We start from the raw sequence: 20,860 nt of genomic DNA, 5'->3' as shown, positions 1-20,860 counted from the left end.
TAGTAAGCGTTTGCGCGCTTGGTGAAAGTTTTGCTCGCAGACCTGCCACCGCTGCGAACCGTTGCCTGCCACTTGCCGCTTGGCCGCTTGTTGATCGTCGCCATCTCGCATCTCTCCTTGTGCGATGAGGGACGTGCTCGATGCAGCGATGATTTGCTGTTGGCGTGATCAGTGCAGCGAAAGTGCAGCGTTCGGACGTGCAACGTTGTGTCGTTGCCTGCAACTGCTTCGAGATATCTATGTACATCAAGCAGTTGCGTTGGTCGGAGTGAGAGGATTCGAACCTCCGACCCCTGCCTCCCGAAGACAGTGCTCTACCAGGCTGAGCTACACTCCGACCGTGGCGGGTGATCTATACCCGGCGGTTCCGATGCGCAAGAGGATTTTGGGGCTTGGACGTGGGAAATCGTTGGCGGAACAGGGCACGGCAATTTGATAATCGGAGTCAGCCGAGTGGATCCGTTTTGTACAGGCGAATTTTTGTGCCGCCATGGTCGACCACCGGGCCTGGCGCCAATAGTGGAAGACGGGTTGACCTAGCCAAGGAAGCAGAACTGGTCACTATTCCAACTCTCCATCCCTGAAACCGGCTCATCAGGGCTTTGCCCAGTGCACCATAGACTGAACGCAGGCGCTTTTCATCCCCGATACGTGCTCCATAGGGCGGGTTAACAATAACCAGGCCTTCGGGGCCTTCGGGGGGGTTAATGTCGCTGACGGATCGCAGTTGAAAGCGCGTCACATGGCTGACCTGCGCCCGATTGGCGTTTGCGGTTGCCGCTTCGACAGCACCCGCGTTCCTGTCCGAACCGCAAAAGGTCATTGCACTTTCTCTTTTGGAATTGCTTTCGCGCATCGACTGCCACTGATCGCAATCAAAGCCTGCCAGGTCCTCGAACGCGAAGCGGCGCGATCGGCCGGGCAGTAGTCCGAGTGCAATTTCGGCAGCCTCAATGACAAAGGTGCCCGACCCGCACATTGGGTCAAGTACAGGCTCTTCCCCTGTAAACCCACATTCTCGTAAGAACATAGCGGCCATCGTTTCTCGCATTGGGGCTTTGGCGATTGCTTCCTTATGTCCGCGCTTATGTAAAAGCTCGCCCGAACTATCGACCGACAAAGTGCAAATGTCTTTCTCGATGCGCAGCAAGACCCTAAGACCAGCCTCGGATGAAATCGGAGCGCCTAACGTCTCAGAGATCGCGCGCTCAACCCTTTGCCGGGCGGCCCCTGCGTGGTAAATCCGGGATTTACGGCTGGTTGCCTCTACCTTTACCGGAATGTCGGAACGCAAGAACGCGCCCCAGGGAAATTTGCGGGCGCGTTTGTCCAGCTGAGCCAGATGCACCGCTGGGAAGCTACCCAGACGCACAAGAACCTTGTTTGCGCCCCTTAAGGTCAAATTGGCGCGCCAGACTTCTGACCAGGACCCGCGACACGTCACACCACCGCGAACCGCTTTTGCACCGGCGAATCCGTGCGCCTGCACCTCAGTGCATAGTGGTGCTTCCAGGCCGGGTGTTGCGATCAAAAAAATGTCGAGGTCTGCGTTTTTTTCCATTCGAGTTGCTTACACCGGAAGTACAGCGGGTGCGACACGCTTTTTTTGCGGCTGAAATGTTTCAGTTTGCCGGGGAAATAGCGGGAATGTGTAGTCCCAAGATAACTTTTGGCGGTAACAGGTTTGCGTTTAGAGGCATCCCCGCGTAAAGGGTCCATGATCGGAATAACGCCAGCGGATTCTGGACACATTTTGACGCTTTTGCGACGAATGGTAAGAATTTCCGCGGTATTGCATGACCCCGAAAGGGCGTCGACAATGCAGGCGCAGCAAAAAAGGCTTGGAAGAACGTAGCAACATGCAAACTTTCAAACTGAAAAAAGGGTTGGATCTGCCGGTTGAAGGCGCTCCTGACCAGACCATCCATCCGGGGCCGGAGTACAAGACTGTCGGTGTGTTGGGGGATGACTATATCGGCCTTAAGCCAAAGATGTTGGTACAGGAAGGCGACTCGGTGCAGCGGGGGGCTCCGTTGTTCTGTCATAAAGATGCGCCAGATGCGATGATGGTTGCGCCTGTCAGCGGTAAGGTTGTCGCCATCAACCGCGGTGCCCGTCGTGTTCTGCAAAGCGTCGTGATCGAAGTGTCGGACGCAAATGACACAGGAGTGGATTTCTCTGGCGTCGGCGATGCGGATACGGCTGAGGGCGTGTCTGCCAAACTGTGCGCTGCTGGTTTGTGGACCGCGTTTCGCACACGGCCTTATTCGAAAATGCCTGAACCGGGCAGCGCACCGGCTGCGATTTTTGTCACCGCTATGGACAGTGATCCGTTGGCGGCAGATGCGGCGGCTGTTATTCAAGAAGCATCCGACGCGTTCACTGCCGGTCTGAGTGCCATCAGCAAGCTGACAGAGGGTGCGACGTACCTATGCCAAAAAGAGGGTGACGCGATCCCCGGCGCAGACTTGAACGGCGTGGAAACCGCAGCATTCTCTGGGCCCCACCCTTCGGGTCTGGCGGGAACCCATATTCATTTTCTTGAACCCCTTACGGGCGACAAGCAGGTCTGGACCATTGGCTATCAGGACGTCATTGCCATTGGCCGACTTTTGCTGACTGGTCATCTTGATCCGAACATCGTGGTCGCTCTGTCTGGTCCTGGAGCACGTCAGCCACGTCTGGTCCGTACCGTTATGGGCGCATCCACGGATGATCTTACCCGTGACGAGGTGAATGTCGACGGAACACCTCGGATCATTTCCGGCTCGATCCTGTCAGGTCAGCACGCAGATGGCCCGACGGCCTATTTGGGTCGTTTCGCACGTCAGATCAGCATTATCCGAGAGGATCACGACCAAATTCCGATGGGTTGGATTCGCCCAATGCCGTCGAAATATTCGGTCCAGCCGGTTTTGGGATCGGCATTCGCCAAAAAACTGTATGCCTTCACGTCCAACCTGAATGGTGGGCGTCGTGCGATGGTGCCGACCGGAGTGTTCGAAGAGTTGATGCCGCAGGATTACCTGCCCACACAGCTACTGCGCGCCTTGTTGGTGATGGATACCGACACCGCCCAAGCCTTGGGCGCATTGGAGCTGGACGAAGAGGATCTGGGTCTTGTGGGCTTTGCCTGTCCGGCAAAATATGAATACGGGCTGGCGCTGCGCGACTGCCTGACCAAGATTGAAAAGGAGGGCTGATCCAAATGGGTTTGCGCAGCTTCTTCGATCGGATCGAGCCGAACTTTACCAAGGGCGGCAAGTACGAAAAGTATTTCCCCATCTACGAGATGGTCGAAAGCTTTATCTACACTCCGAAAACTGTGACCACCGTTGCCCCTCATGCACGGTCTTACGTGGATATGAAGCGGATCATGACTTATGTCGTGATCGCAACGATCCCCTGTATTCTGTGGGGGATGTACAATACCGGCTACCAAGCCAATTCGGCTATTGCCACGCTTGGGCCTGACTCGGCCACTGGTTGGCGTATTGCCATTCTGCAGACATTTGGCATCTCGCTGAACCCGGAAAGCATTTTTGCCAACGTCATGCACGGGCTGATGTATTTCCTGCCGATCTACATCGTCACGCTGGTGGCTGGCGGCATTTTCGAGGTTATCTTCGCAACTGTGCGCGGGCATGAGGTGAACGAGGGTTTCCTCGTTACATCAATGCTCTACACGCTGATAATGCCTGCAACCACGCCGCTATGGCAGGTCGCATTGGGTATCATCTTCGGGGTCGTGATCGGTAAAGAAGTGTTTGGTGGAACAGGCAAGAACTTCCTCAACCCGGCACTAGTTGGACGCGCCTTCCTTTACTTCGCCTATCCCGCACAGATGTCAGGAGATGCGGTTTGGACCCCGGTTGACGGATTCTCGGGCGCAACTGCACTGGCGGTCTCGGCTGCGGACGGCGTTCAGGCTCTGGCCGCTGAAGGCATCACCTGGTCAAGCGCGTTCTTCGGACAGATTCAGGGCAGCTTTGGTGAGACATCGACGCTGGCGTGTATGATCGGTCTGGCCTTCCTGCTGACGACAAAGATCGCCAATTACCGCCTGATTGTAGGCTGTCTGGCCGGAACAATCGGCTTTACCCTGCTGCTGAACCTCATCGGATCGGACACGAACCCGATGTTCGCGATGCCTTGGTACTGGCACATCGTACTGGGCGGTTATGCCTTTGGTCTGGCCTTTATGGTGACCGAACCGGTTTCGGCCAGCCATACCAACGTAGGTCGCTATATCTATGGCGCGCTGATCGGTGTCATGGTTGTGATGATCCGCGTGATCAATCCGGCTTTCCCCGAAGGTATGATGCTGGCAATTCTGTTCGGAAACGTCTTTGCACCGCTGATCGACTATTTCGTTGTTCAGGCCAACATTAAACGGAGGGCGCGTCGCCATGTCTGATACGCAATCCCCTGACAACAACGACGCTCCAAAGGGCGCACTGGCCAAGTTTCTGGCAGCTTCGCCAGATTCGGTTGGCAAGACGATCTTCATCGCCGTTGCCGTTTGTCTTGTCGCCTCGATGGTTGTCTCTGCAGCCGCTGTTAGCCTGCGCCCGGTGCAGGAAACCAACCGCCTGAAGGACAAACAGGTCAACGTTCTGCAAGTTGCGGGCGTTTTTGAACCCGGCATCGATGTGACCGAAGCCTTTGCCGCCTTTGAGCCGCATGTGCTGGAACTGTCCACCGGCGACTTCGTCGATGATCAGTTCGACCCGGCCACCTTCGACGACATCGCCGCCGCCAGCGACCCTGAGCTGAGCGTTGCGCTGGACGATGACCCCGCTGGTATTGGTCGCAAGTCGAAATACCGCGTGATCTATCTGCTGCGTGACGACGCAGGCGATCTGGACAAGGTGATCCTGCCGCTGCACGGCTATGGTTTGTGGTCTACGCTCTACGGCTTTATCGCTTTGGAAAACAACGGCAACGATATCTACGGTCTGCAATTCTATCAGCACGGTGAAACCCCTGGCCTTGGGGCCGAAGTGGACAACCCACGTTGGAAAGCGCTGTGGAACGGCAAGAAGCTGCGTGATGATGCGGGTGATCTGCAAATCACCGTTGCCAAGTCCCAGCCTGCTGCCGGACCGGAATTTTATATCGATGCTCTGGCAGGGGCGACACTGACCTCAGTTGGTGTCGATAACCTGGTGAAATTCTGGATGGGCGACGCGGGCTATGCTCCGTTCCTGGCCAAGCTGCAAGCAGGAGAGTTCTAATGTCTCAGACCAAGAAAGAGATGCTGGTCGACCCGCTTGTCGACAACAACCCGATCACCTTGCAGGTGCTGGGCATCTGTTCGGCACTGGCGGTGACCTCGTCGCTGCAGGTGTCGATGGTGATGGCGCTGGCGGTTATTTTCGTGACCTCGTTCTCGTCCTTCTTCATCTCGTGCCTGCGCAACCAGATTCCCGGCTCGATCCGGATCATCGTGCAGATGGTAATCATCGCCTCGCTGGTGATCCTGGTTGACCAGATCCTCAAGGCCTACGCGTTCGAGATCTCGAAAACCCTGTCGGTCTTCGTCGGTCTGATCATCACCAACTGTATTGTGATGGGCCGCGCCGAGGCGTTTGCGATGAAGAACCCTCCGGTCGCGTCCTTCATCGACGGGATGGGCAATGGGATGGGCTATGGCCTGATCCTGCTGTTGGTTGGCTTCATTCGTGAGTTGTTCGGTGCCGGGTCGCTGTTCGGCGTTACCATACTGGAGACCGTCAACAACGGTGGCTGGTACGTGCCCAACGGCATGTTGCTACTGCCACCGTCGGCGTTCTTCATCATCGGTCTGATCATCTGGGCGTTCCGCACATGGAAGCCGAACCAGGTGGAAGAGCGTGAATACAAAATTCAGCAGGTAGAGGCCCACTGATGGAAGGTCTGATCTCACTGGCCGTAAAGGCCATCTTTGTCGAAAACCTTGCGCTCAGCTTCTTCTTGGGGATGTGTACCTTCATCGCCGTTTCGAAGAAAATCTCGACTGCGCTGGGTCTGGGTATTTCTGTCATGGTCGTGCAGGCCATCACCGTTCCCGCCAACAACCTGCTGCTGAACTATCTGCTGAAGCCGGGTGCGCTGGCGTGGGCTGGTTTCCCGGATGTGGACCTGACCTTCCTTGGCCTGATCTCGTATATCGGCGTGATTGCGGCGATGGTTCAAATCCTTGAGATGGTTTTGGATAAGTACTTCCCGCCGCTTTACAACGCGCTGGGGATCTTCCTGCCGCTGATCACCGTGAACTGCGCCATCCTGGGCGGCTCGCTGTTCATGGTGGAACGTGACTACAACTTTGCCGAGGCCGCAACCTATGGCCTGTCTTCGGGCTTTGGTTGGGCGTTGGCGATCACTGCGATGGCGGGTGTTCGCGAAAAGCTGAAATATTCGGACATTCCCGACGGCCTACAGGGTCTGGGCATCACCTTCATCACCGCAGGATTGATGGCCATGGCCTTCATGTCCTTCTCGGGCGTGAAACTGTAAGGAGGCGTCAATGGAAACCTTTACCCTAGGCGTAGCTCTTTTCACCGTCATCGTTCTGGCACTGGTGGCCGTCATCATGGCCGCCCGGTCCAAGCTGGTGTCGACCGGCAACGTGAACATCACCATCAACGGCGAGAAAACCATTTCCGTTCCCGCAGGCGGCAAATTGCTGCAAACGCTGGCGGCCGAGAAGCTTTTTGTTCCTTCGGCTTGCGGCGGCGGTGGCACCTGCGCGCAATGTCGGGTGCGCGTGCATTCGGGTGGTGGGTCGATCCTGCCCACTGAGGAAAGCCATATCACCAAACGCGAAGCCTCGTGCGGTGACCGACTGTCCTGTCAGGTGGCCGTGAAACAGGATATGGACATCGAAGTCCCGGAAGAGGTCTTCGGCGTCAAGAAATGGGAATGTACCGTTCGTTCGAACGAAAACGTTGCAACCTTTATCAAAGCACTGACCCTAGACTTGCCGGAAGGCGAGGATGTGAACTTCCGCGCCGGTGGCTACATCCAGATCGAGGCCCCCGCACACCAGTTGAAATACACCGATTTCGATGTGGAAGAGGAATACCGCGAGGATTGGGATCGCTTCAATCTGTGGCAGTATGAGTCGGTTGTCGCGGAACCGATCGAACGGGCCTATTCGATGGCCAACTACCCGGATGAAAAAGGCATGATCATGCTGAACGTCCGTGTGGCTTCGCCGCCTCCGGGCTCGGAAGGCATCCCGCCGGGTCAGATGTCATCCTACATCTTCAACCTGAAACCGGGTGACAAGGTTACAATCTCGGGTCCGTTTGGCGAGTTCTTCGCGCGTGAGACCCAAAAAGAGATGGTGTTCATCGGTGGTGGTGCCGGCATGGCCCCCATGCGAAGCCACATCTTCGACCAACTCAAGCGCCTTGAAAACCGCGATCGCAAGATCAGCTTCTGGTATGGCGCGCGGTCGAAGAAAGAGATGTTCTTTGTCGAGGATTTCGACCAACTGGCCGAAGAGTTCGACAATTTCGAATGGCATGTCGCGCTTTCGGATGCGCAGCCCGAGGATGACTGGAAAGGCTATACCGGATTCATCCATAACGTCCTGTTCGAAGAATACCTCAAGAACCATCCCGCGCCAGAAGACTGCGAGTTCTACATGTGTGGTCCGCCCATCATGAACCAGTCGGTCATCAACATGCTGCTGGATCTGGGCGTGGATCGTGAAGACATCATGCTGGACGATTTCGGCGGTTAATAATAGAAAAACCGGCGCAGCCAGCGCCGGTTTTTTCATTCAACTTTTAGCCAACGCTATTTTCCGTAGTAATCCCGATACCAGGAAACGAACTGGGCTATGCCATCTTTCAGGTCCGTCTGTGGACGGTAATTGGTCAACCGCTGCAACAGGCGGTTGTCAGCCCATGTCGCATGAACGTCGCCCATCTGCATCGGCATAAAGTTCTTGATGGCCGTCTGTCCAACCGCCTCTTCGATGGCTTCGATGAAGTCCATCAGACGCACTTTGTCGCCATTTCCGATATTGACGATGCGATAGGGCGCAACCGTTGAAAGGCTATCGCCATCCTCGATGTCTTCACGGCTGGCAGGCCGGACCGGGGGTACATCGATCAGCAATCTGATCCCGCGCACCAAATCTTCAACATGGGTGAAGTCCCGATACATGTCTCCGTGATTGTAAATGTCAATCGGACGGCCTTCGAGAATGGCGGCCACAAACTTGAAATAGGCCAGGTCGGGCCGACCCCAGGTGCCATAGACCGTAAAAAACCGAAACATCGTGGTCGGCAGATTCCACAGATGCGCATAGGAATGCCCCATCGCCTCATTCGCCTTTTTGGTGGCAGAGTAGATGGTCAATTGCGTGTCCGCTTTTTCCGTTTCGGTAAACGGCATCTCTTCGTTGGCACCATAGATGGACGAGGTCGAAGCCATCAACAGATGTCCGACCTCATGCTGGCGCGCGATTTCCATCACGTTGAACGTGCCAACGACATTAGATTCGATATAGCTGCGGGGGTATTCGAGGCTGTGCCGAACACCGGCTTGGGCCGCCAAGTGGACGATGACATCGGGATGGAATTCCTCCGCCACCTGCACCAGCCGGTCATAGTTTTCCAATCGATCCTCGGTCGCGGTAAAGCCTGGGGTTTGTAGCAGGATCTGATGCCTACGCTGTTTAAGCGTCACATCGTAATAGTCGGTCATCCCGTCATAGCCATGCACCTGAAACCCTTCTGAAAGAAGCAGCTTGGCCAGATGGAACCCGATGAACCCCGCAGAGCCCGTAATCAAAACCCGTTTCATAAAACCCTCAGAACGCACCACGAAATCACCGTTGACCGAAAGACTTTGTTTCGCGCCTGAGATCAACGTTTTTCGACCACTTTGAAGGTCATATCGGACAACACGAGGGTGTTGGTCAACACTTTGCCGGTTCAATCAGATGTTCATTGCCGCCATTTGCTCGGAAGGGTAGGGATCAGGGCGCATGGTTACGAAATGGATCAAATCACGGTTCAACCGTTCGGCGCGTCCAGCGACCGAAACAGTGTCTTGCGACATCTCCCCCGGCACGCGCGTGACAGCGGTGGGTGATATTCATGGCCGCCTGGATCTGCTGCACGCGCTTTTGCCTCGTCTAGACGATCAAGATCCATTGGTTTTTGTTGGCGACTATATCGATCGTGGTCCGAACAGTGCTCATGTTTTGCGCCATTTGCTTTATCTGAGCCAAGCGTCAGGTGGACGAGTTCATTGCCTTCTTGGCAACCACGAAGAGATGCTGTTGCGTTTTGTAGATGCCCCAGAGGAATACGCCCCGATTTGGTTTCGAAATGGAGGCGTACAAACGCTTGCCTCATTCGGCCTCAAGCTGACCCCAGACAAAGAAGACACTCAGCAAGCGAAAGAATTGGCAGATGGCCTGCGTCAAGCGATGGGTCAAACTCTGCTTAACTGGCTGTCCGACCGACCGCTGACCTGGACCAGTGGAAACGCTACATTTGTTCACGCAGCGTTGGACCCACGCCAATCGCTCGAAGCCCAGGATCGCCAGATTTGTCTTTGGGGACATCCAATGTTCCCAAGACTGCCGCGCAGCGACGGGCAATGGGTGGTGCACGGCCACACAATCGTAGATCACCCCCGTGTCAGAAATAGGGTGTTGTCAATTGACACGGGCGCTTTTGCCTCGGGCCGACTCACGGCAGCTGAAATTCAGGACGGCAGTATCAGGTTCCTTTCGACTGGCTGACCTTAGCCGACGATCATCTGCTTCATGCGCAAGGCTTCATATTCCAGTTCTTTCAGGCGGAAATGAACGACGTCTCCGATAGTGATAACGCCACACAATTTGCCGTCACGCAGCACGGGCATATGACGAAAACGACCTTCGGTCATGGTCTTCAGAACATCGTTCAGCAGATCGTCGGTTGTACAGGTCTTAACCTCTTTGGTCATCAGATCTTCGACGGATTGAGGTAAGGTCTGTCCGGGTGTGTCCGCCATACGCCGCACGATGTCGCGCTCTGACAGAATGCCTTGCAACGCACCGTTCTGATCCGTCACCAAGACGGCACCGATCCGCTTTTCCTTGAGAATGTTGACGACAGAATGAATCGTCTCGTTGGGGCGGACGGAAAACACATCGCCCCCTTTGCCCTCAAGCAGTTTGGACACTGCTGTCTTTGACTGCGCAAGATTGGACCCGGTCGTTTGGCTGTACGTTGTCTTTTCCTCTTTGTCACCGCGCATCGGTGCCTGGTACGAGGTTGGGGCCATGGGCAATCTCCTTATTCGATCTTGCAATATCTTTCCCTTTCACCTTAGCGCAGCTAAATGACCTGTATAGGGTGCAATTGCTCGAATAAGTGGATTCCGTGGTCAGCAAAGGACGATCAGGCTTGTGAGTGAACTCTACCTTACCCCTCCGGTGGCCGCTTTGATATTCTTTGCGGTTGTCGTATGCGGTCACAACTTTCGCATGGCCTGGAAACAACAGGCCCCGGGGTGGCAGAAGCGAGCGTGGCTGTTCGGAGTTCCGGCTGGGGTTGGGCTTTTGGCATTAGGTTTTCTGCCGTTAAAGCTGTGATGCCGATTTGACTCTGACAAGGGTCACTGGCATATGCCGGGCACAGAAAATCCCGGAGCTCGCCCCATGCGTCTTTTGCCTTTTGTGGCCCTTGTTGCCCTTCTTTCCGGCTGCTTTTTGGACAAGGAGCCCGAAGTGGTCCGGTTGTCCGGTGAAACGATGGGGACAACCTTCAATATCACTGCCATAGGCGAAGATCTGGACGAGACCAAACTTGCGGCCTCGGTCGATGAGACATTGGCTGAGGTAAACGCGAAGATGTCGAACTGGGACCCGAATTCCGAGGTCTCTGTCTTTTCGGCGTCGGCCAGTACAGAGCCAATGACTATCTCAAACGAATTCGCTTTGGTCATCGCTGCTGCCAACGACGTGCACGAAAAAACCGGTGGAACTTTCGATGTGACCCTTGGCCCACTGATCGAATTATGGGGGTTTGGCCCTCGTAAGCCCGAAGATCCGGTGCCGTCTGATACTGACATCCAGGCCGCGTTAAACAGCGTTGGCCAAAGCCGTCTGCTGACGCTGGATACCGAAGCCGGAACTCTGGCGAAATCTGACGCCAGGGTCGGTATCAACCTGTCTGCAATTGCCAAGGGATATGGCATCGATGCGGTTGCCGAAACCTTAAGGGACGCCGGAATCGAGAATTACCTGGTTGAAATTGGTGGTGATCTGGTCGCCATGGGTCAGAACGAAAAGGGCGAAGCCTGGCGCATCGGCATCGAAAAACCGGAAACGGGCAGTCAGAGCATTCAGCTGATCGTGTCAGTGAATGACCTGGGCATGGCCAGCTCGGGCGATTACAAGAATTTCTTCGAACAGGACGGCGTGCGCTATTCGCATATCATCGATCCGACGACGGGACGCCCGATTACGCACCGGACAACCTCTGTCACTGTTTTGGCCGAAAACGCGATGATGGCCGATGCCTGGGCCACCGCGATGCTGGCCTTGGGTCAGGAAAAGGGCCTGAAACTGGCGGAAGAGCATAAACTTGCCGTGTATTTCATCTCGCGGGATGTGACAGGCGGTGAAGAAGCTTATATTACTGCCCATAGCACCGCGTTCAAAAACGCGCTGGAATCGAACTGACTGGTGGAGCTGAGATGAGCACTTTTATTCTGGCTTTTATTCTTCTCGCCCTCGTCATGGTGGGTATGTCACTCGGCGTCATGTTGATGGGAAAGACCATCAAAGGCAGCTGTGGTGGTCTGAATGCAATCTCGGGTGCTGATAAATGCGTTGTCTGCCAAAAGGACGTGGATCCCAACAGCCCGTTGCGCGATCAGTTGCAATGCAAGCGCGCCAAGAAGATGCTGGAGCAGATGGAGCGTCAGGCCTGAAGCAAAGTTTTGCTTCGCACTGCGGACGGAAATGGCTAACTAGGTCTCCATAAGGTTTGGGGGCGTGGTATTGGCCAAGGCAAAAAACATCCTGTTCATCATGTTCGACCAGCTGCGCTGGGACTACCTGAGCTGTTACGGGCATCCACACCTGCACACCCCCAACATCGATCGCCTGGCAGCCAAAGGCGTTCGGTTTAACCGCGCTTACATACAATCCCCAATCTGCGGTAGTTCGCGCATGTCGACCTATACCGGGCGCTATGTGCATTCGCATGGGGCGTCTTGGAACGGTATTCCGCTCAAAGTCGGCGAGATCACGATGGGCGACCATCTGCGCAAGGCGGGAATGGACTGCTGGCTGGTCGGCAAAACTCATATGCGGGCGGACGCAGAAGGCATGGCGCGGTTGGGGCTGGAACCTGACAGCCTGATCGGTGCCCGGGTTGCCGAATGCGGCTTTGACGTATTCGAACGCGATGATGGTATGTTGCCCGAGGGTCCCGACGGGTTTTACGATCCGGACGGAGCGAAGGAGTACAACAAGTTCCTCAAGGCCAAGGGGTATGAGAGCGACAATCCCTGGCATGATTTTGCCAACTCAGGTCTGGATGAAGATGGCAATGTTCTGTCCGGCTGGTTTTTGAAAAATGCGCCGGAACCCGCAAATATCGCCGAAGAAGACAGTGAAACGCCTTATCTGACAGGGCGCGGTATCGAGTTTATGGAAACGCATGATGGCCCGTGGTGCTGCCACCTGAGCTTTATCAAACCGCATTGGCCTTACATCGTGCCAGAACCTTATGCCTCAATGTATGGTCCAGAGCATGTTTTGCCCGTGGTACGATCCGAGGCTGAGCAGCAAAATGCGCACCCGGTGCTCAAGGCTTTCATGGACACAAAGATTGGCCAGACCTTTTCCCGACAGGATGTGCGTGAGGCGGTGATCCCAGCCTATATGGGCTTGATCAATCAAGCCGACAATCAGATGGGGCGTCTGTTTAACTGGATGGAAAAAACCGGGCGGATGGACGACACGATGATCGTTCTAACTTCGGATCACGGTGATTTTCTTGGTGATCATTGGATGGGTGAGAAGACGTTTTTTCACGATGCTTCGACCAAAATGCCCCTGATCATTTATGATCCATCGCCCGAGGCTGATGCGACACGCGGGACGGTCAGTGATGCGTTGGTCGAGTCCATCGATCTGGCTCCAACCTTTGTTGATGTGGCAGGCGGTGACGTTGCCACTCATATCCTTGAAGGTCATTCGTTGCTGCCCATCCTGCATGGGTCAGCAGAAGAGGTGCCCCGGGACTTTGTCATCTGCGAATACGATTACTCAGGCTCACCGATCGCTGATATCGTGGGAGTGTCGGTTCGCGAAGCGGTGATGTTCATGGTGGCCAACAAAAAGTGGAAGCTGATCCATTGCGAAGGTGGGCACAGACCGATCCTGTTTGATCTGGAAAACGATCCTCAGGAACTGAATGATCTGGGCAACAGCGCAGAGCATGCAAACGTGATCGCTGAAATGTATGATCACCTGTTCGCATGGGCGCGGCGACCGTCACAACGCACCACGAGGTCGGAACAGCAATTGATAGATATGCGTACCAAAAGCAGAGGCCGAGGCATTGTCTTGGGTGTGTACGACGAAAACGACGCGCCTTTGGACCTGACTGTGAAGTACCGCAATCGAAAGGCACGTCCATACAAGAGCTACCTTAAGGAATAGCGCCTCTGCGTCTATTAAATCTTTTTCACCTGCCCAAAGGTGGTTCACCCGCCGAGGGCAAGGCGATAGAAGAAGCGCACGAGCAGTAATCGGAGAAATTCTATGGCCGCGCCCAAACCTGTTGTATTGTGCATTCTCGATGGGTGGGGGCTGTCCGAAGACACCAAAGCCAACGCGCCGTATCTTGCGTGCACCCCGACCTTTGACGCGATCATGGCCAAAGGCCCTCATGCAACGCTGATCACCCACGGACCCGATGTTGGACTGCCCAGCGGGCAGATGGGCAATTCAGAGGTTGGCCACACCAATATCGGCGCAGGCCGCGTTGTCGCCATGGATTTGGGTCAGATCGATCTGGCTATCGAAGATGGGTCATTTTTGGAAAATGAAGCCCTGCAACAATTTATCGCCAAAGTGAAAGCGGCAGACGGGACAGCACATCTGATGGGGCTGGTCTCGAACGGGGGCGTGCATGGGCACCTGAACCATATTGTCGCCGCGGCGACCGCGATCACCGATGCTGGCGTCCCTGTTGCGCTGCACGCAGTCACCGATGGGCGGGACGTAGCGCCAAAATCGGCGCTGACCTATATCGCGGAACTGGAAGAGCGCTTGCCTGAAAACGCGCGCATAGTGACCGTCTGCGGACGCTATTTTGCCATGGACCGAGACAATCGCTGGGAGCGTGTCAGCGAAGCCTTTGACGCGATGATCAAAGGGCAGGGAAGGGCGGCGCAAAGCGCCCATGGTGCCGTCGATCATGCCTATAACCAGTCTGAGTCAGACGAGTTCATCACCCCGACCGTTCTTGATGGTTACACGGGCGTTCAAGACGGCGACGGGTTTTTCTGCCTCAATTTTCGAGCTGATCGGGCGCGGGAAATCCTGCGCGCCATTGGAGAGCCGGGATTTTCTGACTTTGATACAGGGCTGCAGCCCAATCTCTCGGCGCTGCTGGGCATGGTCGAATATTCGGACGGCCACAACGCCTATATGACCACGGTTTTTCCAAAGCGGGCCATCGTGAATACTCTGGGTGAATGGGTGGCCAAACAGGGGTTGCGCCAGTTCCGGTTGGCCGAAACCGAGAAATACCCGCATGTAACCTTCTTCCTGAACGGCGGCAAAGAGACGCCTGAGCAGGGTGAAGATCGTTTTATGCCTAAATCGCCAAAGGTTGCGACTTATGATCTGCAACCCGAAATGTCGGCGGCCGAGGTCACGGCTAAATTTGTTGAGGCTATCGAAGACGGATATGACCTGATTGTCACAAACTATGCCAATCCTGACATGGTGGGCCATACCGGTGATCTGAAGGCGGCGATCAAAGCGTGTGAGGCTGTGGATCAGGGTCTGGCGCAAGTTGTTGCTGCACTGGAAAAGGCCGGCGGTGCGATGATTGTCACCGCAGATCATGGCAATTGCGAAATGATGCTTGATCCCGAGACGGGTGGTCCGCATACCGCCCACACACTGAACCCGGTGCCGGTGGCGCTGGTCGGTGGGCCTGAAGGGGCGCAATTACGGCAGGGGCGTTTGTCGGATCTGGCCCCAACCTTGCTTGAATTGATGGGCCTGCCAAAACCACCAGAGATGACCGGAGAAAGCCTTTTGTCATGAAACTGGCGACCCTTGCGGCTTTCCTGATTTCAGCCGTTCCGGTGCTGGCCCAGTCGGACTCATCGCTGGCGGCATTGAAAGCCGCAGAGATGTTGGAGGACGCCTCAATCTCGCTAAGCGAGGCTGACGGTGCCCGAGACCGCGTACGTGCGCTTACCCAAACGATCCAAGCCTATGAGGCGGGGTTGAGCGCGATGCGGGAAGGGCTGCGCCAGGCCGCAACCCGCGAGGCGCAGCTGAGCGCCGAGTTGCAGGCGCGCGAAAAGGACGTCCGGCAGTTGATCGGCGTTTTGCAAACCATTGAAACAACGGCGCCTCCGGTTTTGATGTTGCATCCATCGGGCCCATTGGGCGCGGCGCGGGCCGGTATGATGCTGTCCGAGGTCACTCCGGGCTTGAACGCCAAAGCGCAGGCTCTGGCAGATGATCTGAACGAGGTACAGACACTGCGCCTGCTGCAACAAAGCGCGTCGGAAACCCTGACTAAGGGCCTTAGAGGCGTTCAGGATGCACGCGCGCGCCTGAGCGAAGCCATCGCCGATCGCACAGATCTGCCCAGACGATTTGTCGAGGACCCAGTGCGCACGGCCATTCTGATTTCCTCGACCGAAACGCTGGACGGGTTTGCAAGTGGACTATCTGAAATCTCGGAAGGCGAGATCATTGAAACTGATGCGGATGTTTCGGGTCAGAAAGGGCAGATTTCTTTGCCGGTCCAGGGCGTCTTGTTGCACAAAGCTGGCGAAACGGACGCTGCGGGGGTGACACGCGCCGGTTTGGTGCTTGGAACACGTCCGCGTACGCTGGTTACTTCGCCCACGGCGGCCACGATCCGTTATCGGGGTCCCTTATTGGATCTGGGGAATCTGGTTATTCTTGAACCGCAGCCGGGGCTGCTTTTTGTGTTTTCCGGGTTGCAAGAGGTCTATGGCCACCCCGGTCAGGTGATCCCCGAGGGCACTCCGGTGGGCTTGATGCCCGGTGAAACGCCCGAAATTGGCGCAATATTGTCAACAAGCGGTGATGGCACTGGAACTGATCGCTCAGAAACGCTCTATATAGAGGTAAGAGAAGATAATAGCCCCGTGGACCCGGAAACATGGTTCCGGACCGACAAGGATGGATAAACGAGTATGAAGAGATTTGTGATGGCCGGTCTGGCCGGAACTGTGGCAGGAATTCTTGCAACGACCCAGATAGCGGGACCACTGCTGGCGCAGGAGGCCGAAAACAAGGCCAGCGTCTATGAGCAACTGGATCTGTTTGGCGACATTTTTGAGCGCATCCGCGCGCAATATGTTGAAGAGGTCGAACCCGAAGAGCTGATCGAGGCAGCCATTGATGGCATGTTGACCTCGCTTGATCCGCATTCCAGCTATCTTTCGCCCGACGATGCCGAACAGATGCGCGTGCAGACCCGGGGTGAGTTCGGCGGGCTTGGTATCGAAGTCACGCAGGAAGACGGTTTTGTCAAAGTCGTATCGCCGATTGACGATACCCCTGCAGACGCAGCCGGAATTGAGGCCGGGGACTTCATCACTCATGTCGATGGCGAAAGCATTCTGGGCCTTACGCTGGATAAGGCTGTTGACCTGATGCGTGGCCCGGTGGGTTCCGAGATTGTAATCACTGTCGTTCGCGAAGGTGAGCCGGATCCTTTCGACGTCACGATCATCCGGGACACGATCAAACTGACGGCTGTTCGTGCGCGCACCGAAGGCACCAGCGTTGTTCTGCGAGTGACCACGTTCAACGACCAGACCTTCCCGAACCTTAAAGAAGGTTTGCAGGAACAGATCGAGGAAGCCGGTGGCATCGATAAGGTCAATGGATTTGTCCTCGACCTGCGCAACAATCCGGGCGGCTTGCTGACGCAGGCAATCAAAGTCTCGGATGCGTTCCTGAACGAAGGCGAAATCGTTTCGACCCGCGGCCGTGATCCGGAAGAGGGAGAGCGCTTTAATGCTTCGCCCGGCGATCTGGCTGAAGGCAAACCGATCGTTGTTCTGATCAATGGTGGTTCGGCATCGGCGTCCGAAATTGTGGCAGGTGCATTGCAGGATCACCGCCGTGCGATTGTGGTCGGCACGAAAAGCTTCGGGAAGGGCTCCGTGCAAACGGTTATGCCTCTGCGCGGTGACGGGGCCATGCGTCTGACCACGTCACGCTATTACACACCGTCGGGTCGTTCTATTCAGGCCCTTGGTGTCAGCCCTGATATTATCGTGGAACAGCCAAGGCCGCAGCCCGAGACTGAAGAGGAAGAGGATAGCCGCTTTACCCGATCAGAGGCCGAGCTGCGCGGCAGCCTGGACAATGACAGCCTCAGCGAAGATGAAATTCGCCAGATTGAAGAAGACCGCGCCAAAGCCGAAGCCACGGCTGAACTGCGGGAAGAGGATTATCAGTTGGCATATGCCATCGACATCCTCAAAGGCCTTTCGGCGTTTAACCCCGACGGGCCGTCTCAATAACAAAACGGGGCCGCGGCCAACGCGGCCCTTTTTCTTTGTGCAAACCTCACTGATAGAATTCGGATTCAGAGGCCGCTGGCGGGGCGCGTTTCAACTGTATGTGAAATCGGGCTAACCTTCGATCTTGTGTAGCTTTTTTTCATCCAGCAGAAGCGCCAGCACGATACCCACCGATACGGACACGGTCGAAAAGACGAACGCCATGCTCATACCGCTGTTGAAAGCAGCGGACAGGGCGAAATGAACCTTTTCCAGGTCAGTTTCGCTCAGATGGCCGATCACCGCCTGGGCCGAAGGTGCATCCAGTGTACCGCCATTGATCGCCTTCAGGTCCGACCCGTTCAACTTGATCCCTGCCGCGGTCAAACCTTCACGCAATTTGGATAGGCTTACGACATACATGATGGCGGTGGCGCAAGCGACGGAAATGGCACCATACACCAGATGCGTCATGAAACTCAGCCCACCGACAAGGCCAGCGCGTTCGGGTTTGACTGCACAGACGGCTGCCGTTCCAGATGGGCCAACGGTCAGGGTCGCGCCCAGCCCGATCATTGCCATGCCGGGCAAAATGCGAAAATACCCCAAATCGCTTGGCATAACGACAATTGTCGCGGCCCCGATTGTGGCGATTATATAACCCCAGAACAAAAGTCGCTTGGGTCCGAAATCATTATACAACGTGCCCGAGACAATCGATCCCACAGCCAGAAGCACCGTGAGTGGCGCCAGTCCCAGAGCGGACTCAAAGGCCGACCAGCCTAGAACCTTTTGCATGTATTGAGGGAAGTAGAGCAGCCCGACGAACGCGGCAGAGACGTTAAACATATTCAGGCCAAGCGTGATCCTGAATTGGCGATTCTGCATCATTTGGGGCAAAAGCAGCGGTTCTGTGACACGTTTTTCTATCCTTGGGAACAAAATGAACAGCACCGCGCTGATGAAAAACAGCATTAACAGCGGAACTGATGTCCATCCCCAATCCGCACCAACATCCAGCGCGTAAAGCAAAAACAGAACCGCAAACGCCAAGAGACCCATGCCAGCGAGGTCGAGATGTTCGTCCTTTTTGTGCTGCGTCTCGCGTTCCATCAGGATTAGGGCGGTGGCCATCGAAATACATGAGAAAACGACATTGGCTAGGAAGAAATACCTCCATTCTCCCAGATTTACGGCCAATCCGCTGATCATAGGTCCAAACACATTGCCGGTGGTCACACCCGCCAGGATCAGGCCCATAACAAGGGCCCGGTGTTCTGGTCTGGACACTTTGGTCGCGCCAAAGGCCAGTGTACAGGGCCAAACACATCCTGCGCCAATTCCCTGCAGGGCACGGGCAAGAACCAGAAAATCAAGGCTAGGCGAGACAAAGCACATGATTGAAGCGAAGAGAAAAATGCACAGTCCGATGATCATCATCTTACGATGGCCATACATGTCACCCAGTCGCCCGCCCGCAACCATAGTCATGGCAAAAAACAGGGCGTAAATGTTCAGAACCCATTGAGTGCTGGTGATGTCTGCATCAAAACTGTTTTCGATTGCAGGCACCAGCATCAGAGCACCGGTAAAATCGATGCCGATCCCAAATCCTGTCACCATTAATGCGATGACTTTAACAATGCTGCTGCGGTCCATGTCGGGCGCGATCCACTTTGAATGCGACCATGATGCACGGAAAATAGCTGAAAAGATAGTTTGGGAGCCTTAACGCCTCAGTCGTCGTCGCGATACATCCGACGGAACGCTCTTTTCAGCATGTCCAGTTCCGCGCGAAGCAACGCAACCTCGGCGCGAAGGTCATCCGCAGCAGGGGTACCGGCGATAATAGTAAAGTCACCTAGTTTTTCAGTCGTTGCAGCATTCGAGATGACAAAGCTATGAACCCCTTCGGACAGGGCTGACCGGGGTACCTCGATACTGAGATCCCAGCCATTTTCCGCCGGCGAAAGACTGGCAGAGTTCAGCGGTTCACCAAGGTATTGAACCTCAATTGCCGGTTCCTGGTCGATCCCTATATGGGCTTGCCAAACCCCGTTTTCGAACCGGATGAAAGTCAGTTTTGATTGCGTCATGTCCGGTCGTCTCACAAATCGGCACGATGGAAGCGGCAGAACGTCAGGTCCCGCACAACCATCCGGTTCATTTTTGGGGTCTCAAAGATCAAATCAACCCAGATCTTTTCGATCCGACGCTCGTTCAGGGGCAGATGAGCCAGGTCGAAATCTACGGCTTTTTGGGACTCTGAAGGGCATAATTCCCGTAGCACCTGCTCAGAATTGGGGCCGTGCTGAATATTGAGGCGGGCGAACATGCCAGAGGGTTTTTCGCAATTGATCACACTCTCCATTCGTATCAGATGCTCGCGAGAAAGGTCCTGTATTGCGTCCTCTGGCAGATCGACGGACACCGAAAGGAACGAGCCTTCAAAACTGAAGACTTCAACAGCCAGACTAAACGGGGCTAAATCGCGTGCATCGCGATTTCGAATTTGCCGTACGGCAATCTCGGATAGAGGGCAGTCATGAAACAGGCTGACCTGCGCATCAAGGGATGATTTGCGTGGGGCTGAGGCTATGCCGGTTTGCGCCAAAGGGCCACGCCACAAATCCGGCCTGCAGCTCCAGTCGGTGCCGACAGGCTTTGGAAACTGCCTGGATCCGATCTTGGGACGGATCAGACGGGAATCGGCCACTTGAATCAACTGATCGAGTTGGCCGCGCAGTACACGCGCCTGATCACGTTGTATTTTCAAGTCTGCTTGACCGACATCCTGCGCGTTTTGCACCGCCCGCCGCCAACGGTCCAGTGCCTTGCGATGAAAATAACGATCCAGAATTCTGCCCATGGCCTCGTCGTCCGATACACAGCCTCTTTAGTCAAGATGGTGCAAGCAACAAACCGCAATAACGAAATCGCGATCTTCATGCCGTGTTTTTCAGTTGGGTCAGGCGCAAATTTGGGTTAGGCGCCAACGAATGGCGCGCGCCCGTCTTGCCTTGCAATGGGCATAGTCACGGCGTACCGTCAGGCCCTGCAACATGGGTCACCCAGTTTTAGCCACACATCCGTTTAGCTATCTATAAGGCCGTGA

General features: G+C 55.4%; 19 protein-coding genes and 1 tRNA gene. 13 read left to right on the top strand and 7 right to left on the bottom strand.

All coding sequences use genetic code 11. From position 1 onward, the window contains the following. Positions 1–260: 260 nt before the first annotated feature. Together I9187_RS08295 and I9187_RS08290 are read right to left on the bottom strand one after the other, a co-directional pair. A tRNA-Pro gene (locus tag I9187_RS08295) sits at positions 261–337 on the bottom strand. Between the two features lie 108 nt (positions 338–445). Beyond that, positions 446–1,561 (bottom strand): class I SAM-dependent RNA methyltransferase, encoded by a 1,116-nt coding sequence (locus tag I9187_RS08290; RefSeq protein ID WP_171176836.1) that lies wholly within the window; start codon positions 1,559–1,561, stop codon positions 446–448. A gap of 298 nt (positions 1,562–1,859) precedes the next feature. Between I9187_RS08290 and I9187_RS08285 the strand changes: the two genes are divergently transcribed. Genes I9187_RS08285 through nqrF form a run of 6 tightly spaced genes read left to right on the top strand, consistent with a single transcriptional unit; the run spans position 1,860 to position 7,732 of the window. After that, positions 1,860–3,203 (top strand): Na(+)-translocating NADH-quinone reductase subunit A, encoded by a 1,344-nt coding sequence (locus tag I9187_RS08285; RefSeq protein ID WP_171176838.1) that lies wholly within the window; start codon positions 1,860–1,862, stop codon positions 3,201–3,203. A gap of 5 nt (positions 3,204–3,208) precedes the next feature. Further along, positions 3,209–4,417 carry an NADH:ubiquinone reductase (Na(+)-transporting) subunit B gene (locus I9187_RS08280; RefSeq protein ID WP_171176840.1) on the top strand — a complete coding sequence of 403 codons (1,209 nt, stop codon included), beginning with the start codon at positions 3,209–3,211 and terminating at the stop codon, positions 4,415–4,417. Continuing rightward, complete coding sequence (locus tag I9187_RS08275; RefSeq protein ID WP_171176842.1) at positions 4,410–5,237, top strand: Na(+)-translocating NADH-quinone reductase subunit C; 828 nt, start codon at positions 4,410–4,412, stop codon at positions 5,235–5,237. The genes I9187_RS08280 and I9187_RS08275 overlap by 8 nt, the downstream gene beginning before the upstream one ends. Next, on the top strand, positions 5,237–5,890 hold the full coding sequence (locus tag I9187_RS08270) for an NADH:ubiquinone reductase (Na(+)-transporting) subunit D (RefSeq protein ID WP_152460184.1): 654 nt from the start codon (positions 5,237–5,239) through the stop codon (positions 5,888–5,890). Before I9187_RS08275 ends, I9187_RS08270 begins: the two co-directional genes overlap by 1 nt. After that, positions 5,890–6,498: an NADH:ubiquinone reductase (Na(+)-transporting) subunit E gene (nqrE, locus tag I9187_RS08265; RefSeq protein WP_050603817.1), complete on the top strand. Its 609-nt coding sequence runs from the start codon at positions 5,890–5,892 to the stop codon at positions 6,496–6,498. Before I9187_RS08270 ends, nqrE begins: the two co-directional genes overlap by 1 nt. Before the next feature lie 10 nt (positions 6,499–6,508). Beyond that, positions 6,509–7,732, top strand: a complete 1,224-nt coding sequence (gene nqrF, locus I9187_RS08260; protein ID WP_171176844.1) for an NADH:ubiquinone reductase (Na(+)-transporting) subunit F — start codon at positions 6,509–6,511, stop codon at positions 7,730–7,732. Between the two features lie 56 nt (positions 7,733–7,788). Here the strand turns inward: nqrF and I9187_RS08255 are convergent, their stop codons facing one another. Then, a complete protein-coding gene (locus I9187_RS08255; protein ID WP_171176846.1) occupies positions 7,789–8,802 on the bottom strand; it encodes an NAD-dependent epimerase/dehydratase family protein in 1,014 nt (337 codons plus the stop codon). A gap of 184 nt (positions 8,803–8,986) precedes the next feature. On the opposite strand from I9187_RS08255, the gene I9187_RS08250 reads away from it, so the two are divergent. After that, the gene (locus I9187_RS08250) at positions 8,987–9,751 is read left to right on the top strand and encodes a metallophosphoesterase family protein (RefSeq protein ID WP_171176848.1); all 765 of its coding nucleotides are present in this window, start codon (positions 8,987–8,989) and stop codon (positions 9,749–9,751) included. Between the two features lie 2 nt (positions 9,752–9,753). Here the strand turns inward: I9187_RS08250 and I9187_RS08245 are convergent, their stop codons facing one another. Further along, positions 9,754–10,278, bottom strand: a complete 525-nt coding sequence (locus I9187_RS08245) for a CBS domain-containing protein (protein ID WP_171176851.1) — start codon at positions 10,276–10,278, stop codon at positions 9,754–9,756. A 376-nt stretch (positions 10,279–10,654) separates the two neighbouring features. On the opposite strand from I9187_RS08245, the gene I9187_RS08240 reads away from it, so the two are divergent. The 6 genes from I9187_RS08240 (at position 10,655) to I9187_RS08215 (ending at position 17,766) form a co-directional block, all read left to right on the top strand. Further along, positions 10,655–11,680 (top strand): FAD:protein FMN transferase, encoded by a 1,026-nt coding sequence (locus I9187_RS08240; protein ID WP_245223155.1) that lies wholly within the window; start codon positions 10,655–10,657, stop codon positions 11,678–11,680. Between the two features lie 14 nt (positions 11,681–11,694). Then, complete coding sequence (gene nqrM / locus I9187_RS08235; protein ID WP_171094920.1) at positions 11,695–11,931, top strand: (Na+)-NQR maturation NqrM; 237 nt, start codon at positions 11,695–11,697, stop codon at positions 11,929–11,931. A gap of 70 nt (positions 11,932–12,001) precedes the next feature. Beyond that, positions 12,002–13,672 (top strand): sulfatase-like hydrolase/transferase, encoded by a 1,671-nt coding sequence (locus I9187_RS08230; RefSeq protein WP_171176855.1) that lies wholly within the window; start codon positions 12,002–12,004, stop codon positions 13,670–13,672. A gap of 102 nt (positions 13,673–13,774) precedes the next feature. Next, complete coding sequence (gene gpmI, locus I9187_RS08225) at positions 13,775–15,292, top strand: 2,3-bisphosphoglycerate-independent phosphoglycerate mutase (protein WP_209940138.1); 1,518 nt, start codon at positions 13,775–13,777, stop codon at positions 15,290–15,292. Then, positions 15,289–16,419, top strand: coding sequence for a peptidase M23 (locus I9187_RS08220; RefSeq protein WP_171176859.1), 1,131 nt, complete (start codon positions 15,289–15,291; stop codon positions 16,417–16,419). Before gpmI ends, I9187_RS08220 begins: the two co-directional genes overlap by 4 nt. A gap of 6 nt (positions 16,420–16,425) precedes the next feature. Continuing rightward, on the top strand, positions 16,426–17,766 hold the full coding sequence (locus tag I9187_RS08215) for a S41 family peptidase (protein WP_171176860.1): 1,341 nt from the start codon (positions 16,426–16,428) through the stop codon (positions 17,764–17,766). Between the two features lie 111 nt (positions 17,767–17,877). Here I9187_RS08215 and I9187_RS08210 read toward each other — a convergent pair whose 3' ends face one another. From I9187_RS08210 to I9187_RS08200, 3 genes are all read right to left on the bottom strand, one after another. Next, a complete protein-coding gene (locus tag I9187_RS08210) occupies positions 17,878–19,404 on the bottom strand; it encodes an MFS transporter (protein ID WP_171176862.1) in 1,527 nt (508 codons plus the stop codon). Positions 19,405–19,481: 77 nt separating this feature from the next. Next, entirely contained in the window at positions 19,482–19,841 is a 360-nt protein-coding gene (locus I9187_RS08205; protein WP_171176864.1) for a hypothetical protein, read from the bottom strand. An 11-nt stretch (positions 19,842–19,852) separates the two neighbouring features. Beyond that, on the bottom strand, positions 19,853–20,614 hold the full coding sequence (locus tag I9187_RS08200; RefSeq protein ID WP_171238318.1) for a DUF6478 family protein: 762 nt from the start codon (positions 20,612–20,614) through the stop codon (positions 19,853–19,855). Positions 20,615–20,860: the final 246 nt, after the last annotated feature.

Origin of the sequence: Ruegeria sp. HKCCE4148 (assembly GCF_017872495.1) — a bacterium.
GTDB lineage: Bacteria > Pseudomonadota > Alphaproteobacteria > Rhodobacterales > Rhodobacteraceae > Ruegeria.
The sequence above is the reverse complement of the archived record's forward strand: the minus strand, read 5'-3'. Positions and strand labels throughout refer to the sequence as shown.

What these genes read in the sequence shown, in the direction of transcription:
- I9187_RS08290 (WP_171176836.1), bottom strand. Translation starts at nt 1,561, where the DNA reads ATGGAAAAAAACGCAGACCTCGACATTTTTTTGATCGCAACACCCGGC.
- I9187_RS08285 (WP_171176838.1), top strand. Translation starts at nt 1,860, where the DNA reads ATGCAAACTTTCAAACTGAAAAAAGGGTTGGATCTGCCGGTTGAAGGC.
- I9187_RS08280 (WP_171176840.1), top strand. Translation starts at nt 3,209, where the DNA reads ATGGGTTTGCGCAGCTTCTTCGATCGGATCGAGCCGAACTTTACCAAG.
- I9187_RS08275 (WP_171176842.1), top strand. Translation starts at nt 4,410, where the DNA reads ATGTCTGATACGCAATCCCCTGACAACAACGACGCTCCAAAGGGCGCA.
- I9187_RS08270 (WP_152460184.1), top strand. Translation starts at nt 5,237, where the DNA reads ATGTCTCAGACCAAGAAAGAGATGCTGGTCGACCCGCTTGTCGACAAC.
- nqrE (WP_050603817.1), top strand. Translation starts at nt 5,890, where the DNA reads ATGGAAGGTCTGATCTCACTGGCCGTAAAGGCCATCTTTGTCGAAAAC.
- nqrF (WP_171176844.1), top strand. Translation starts at nt 6,509, where the DNA reads ATGGAAACCTTTACCCTAGGCGTAGCTCTTTTCACCGTCATCGTTCTG.
- I9187_RS08255 (WP_171176846.1), bottom strand. Translation starts at nt 8,802, where the DNA reads ATGAAACGGGTTTTGATTACGGGCTCTGCGGGGTTCATCGGGTTCCAT.
- I9187_RS08250 (WP_171176848.1), top strand. Translation starts at nt 8,987, where the DNA reads ATGGTTACGAAATGGATCAAATCACGGTTCAACCGTTCGGCGCGTCCA.
- I9187_RS08245 (WP_171176851.1), bottom strand. Translation starts at nt 10,278, where the DNA reads ATGGCCCCAACCTCGTACCAGGCACCGATGCGCGGTGACAAAGAGGAA.
- I9187_RS08240 (WP_245223155.1), top strand. Translation starts at nt 10,655, where the DNA reads ATGCGTCTTTTGCCTTTTGTGGCCCTTGTTGCCCTTCTTTCCGGCTGC.
- nqrM (WP_171094920.1), top strand. Translation starts at nt 11,695, where the DNA reads ATGAGCACTTTTATTCTGGCTTTTATTCTTCTCGCCCTCGTCATGGTG.
- gpmI (WP_209940138.1), top strand. Translation starts at nt 13,775, where the DNA reads ATGGCCGCGCCCAAACCTGTTGTATTGTGCATTCTCGATGGGTGGGGG.
- I9187_RS08220 (WP_171176859.1), top strand. Translation starts at nt 15,289, where the DNA reads ATGAAACTGGCGACCCTTGCGGCTTTCCTGATTTCAGCCGTTCCGGTG.
- I9187_RS08215 (WP_171176860.1), top strand. Translation starts at nt 16,426, where the DNA reads ATGAAGAGATTTGTGATGGCCGGTCTGGCCGGAACTGTGGCAGGAATT.
- I9187_RS08210 (WP_171176862.1), bottom strand. Translation starts at nt 19,404, where the DNA reads ATGGACCGCAGCAGCATTGTTAAAGTCATCGCATTAATGGTGACAGGA.
- I9187_RS08205 (WP_171176864.1), bottom strand. Translation starts at nt 19,841, where the DNA reads ATGACGCAATCAAAACTGACTTTCATCCGGTTCGAAAACGGGGTTTGG.
- I9187_RS08200 (WP_171238318.1), bottom strand. Translation starts at nt 20,614, where the DNA reads ATGGGCAGAATTCTGGATCGTTATTTTCATCGCAAGGCACTGGACCGT.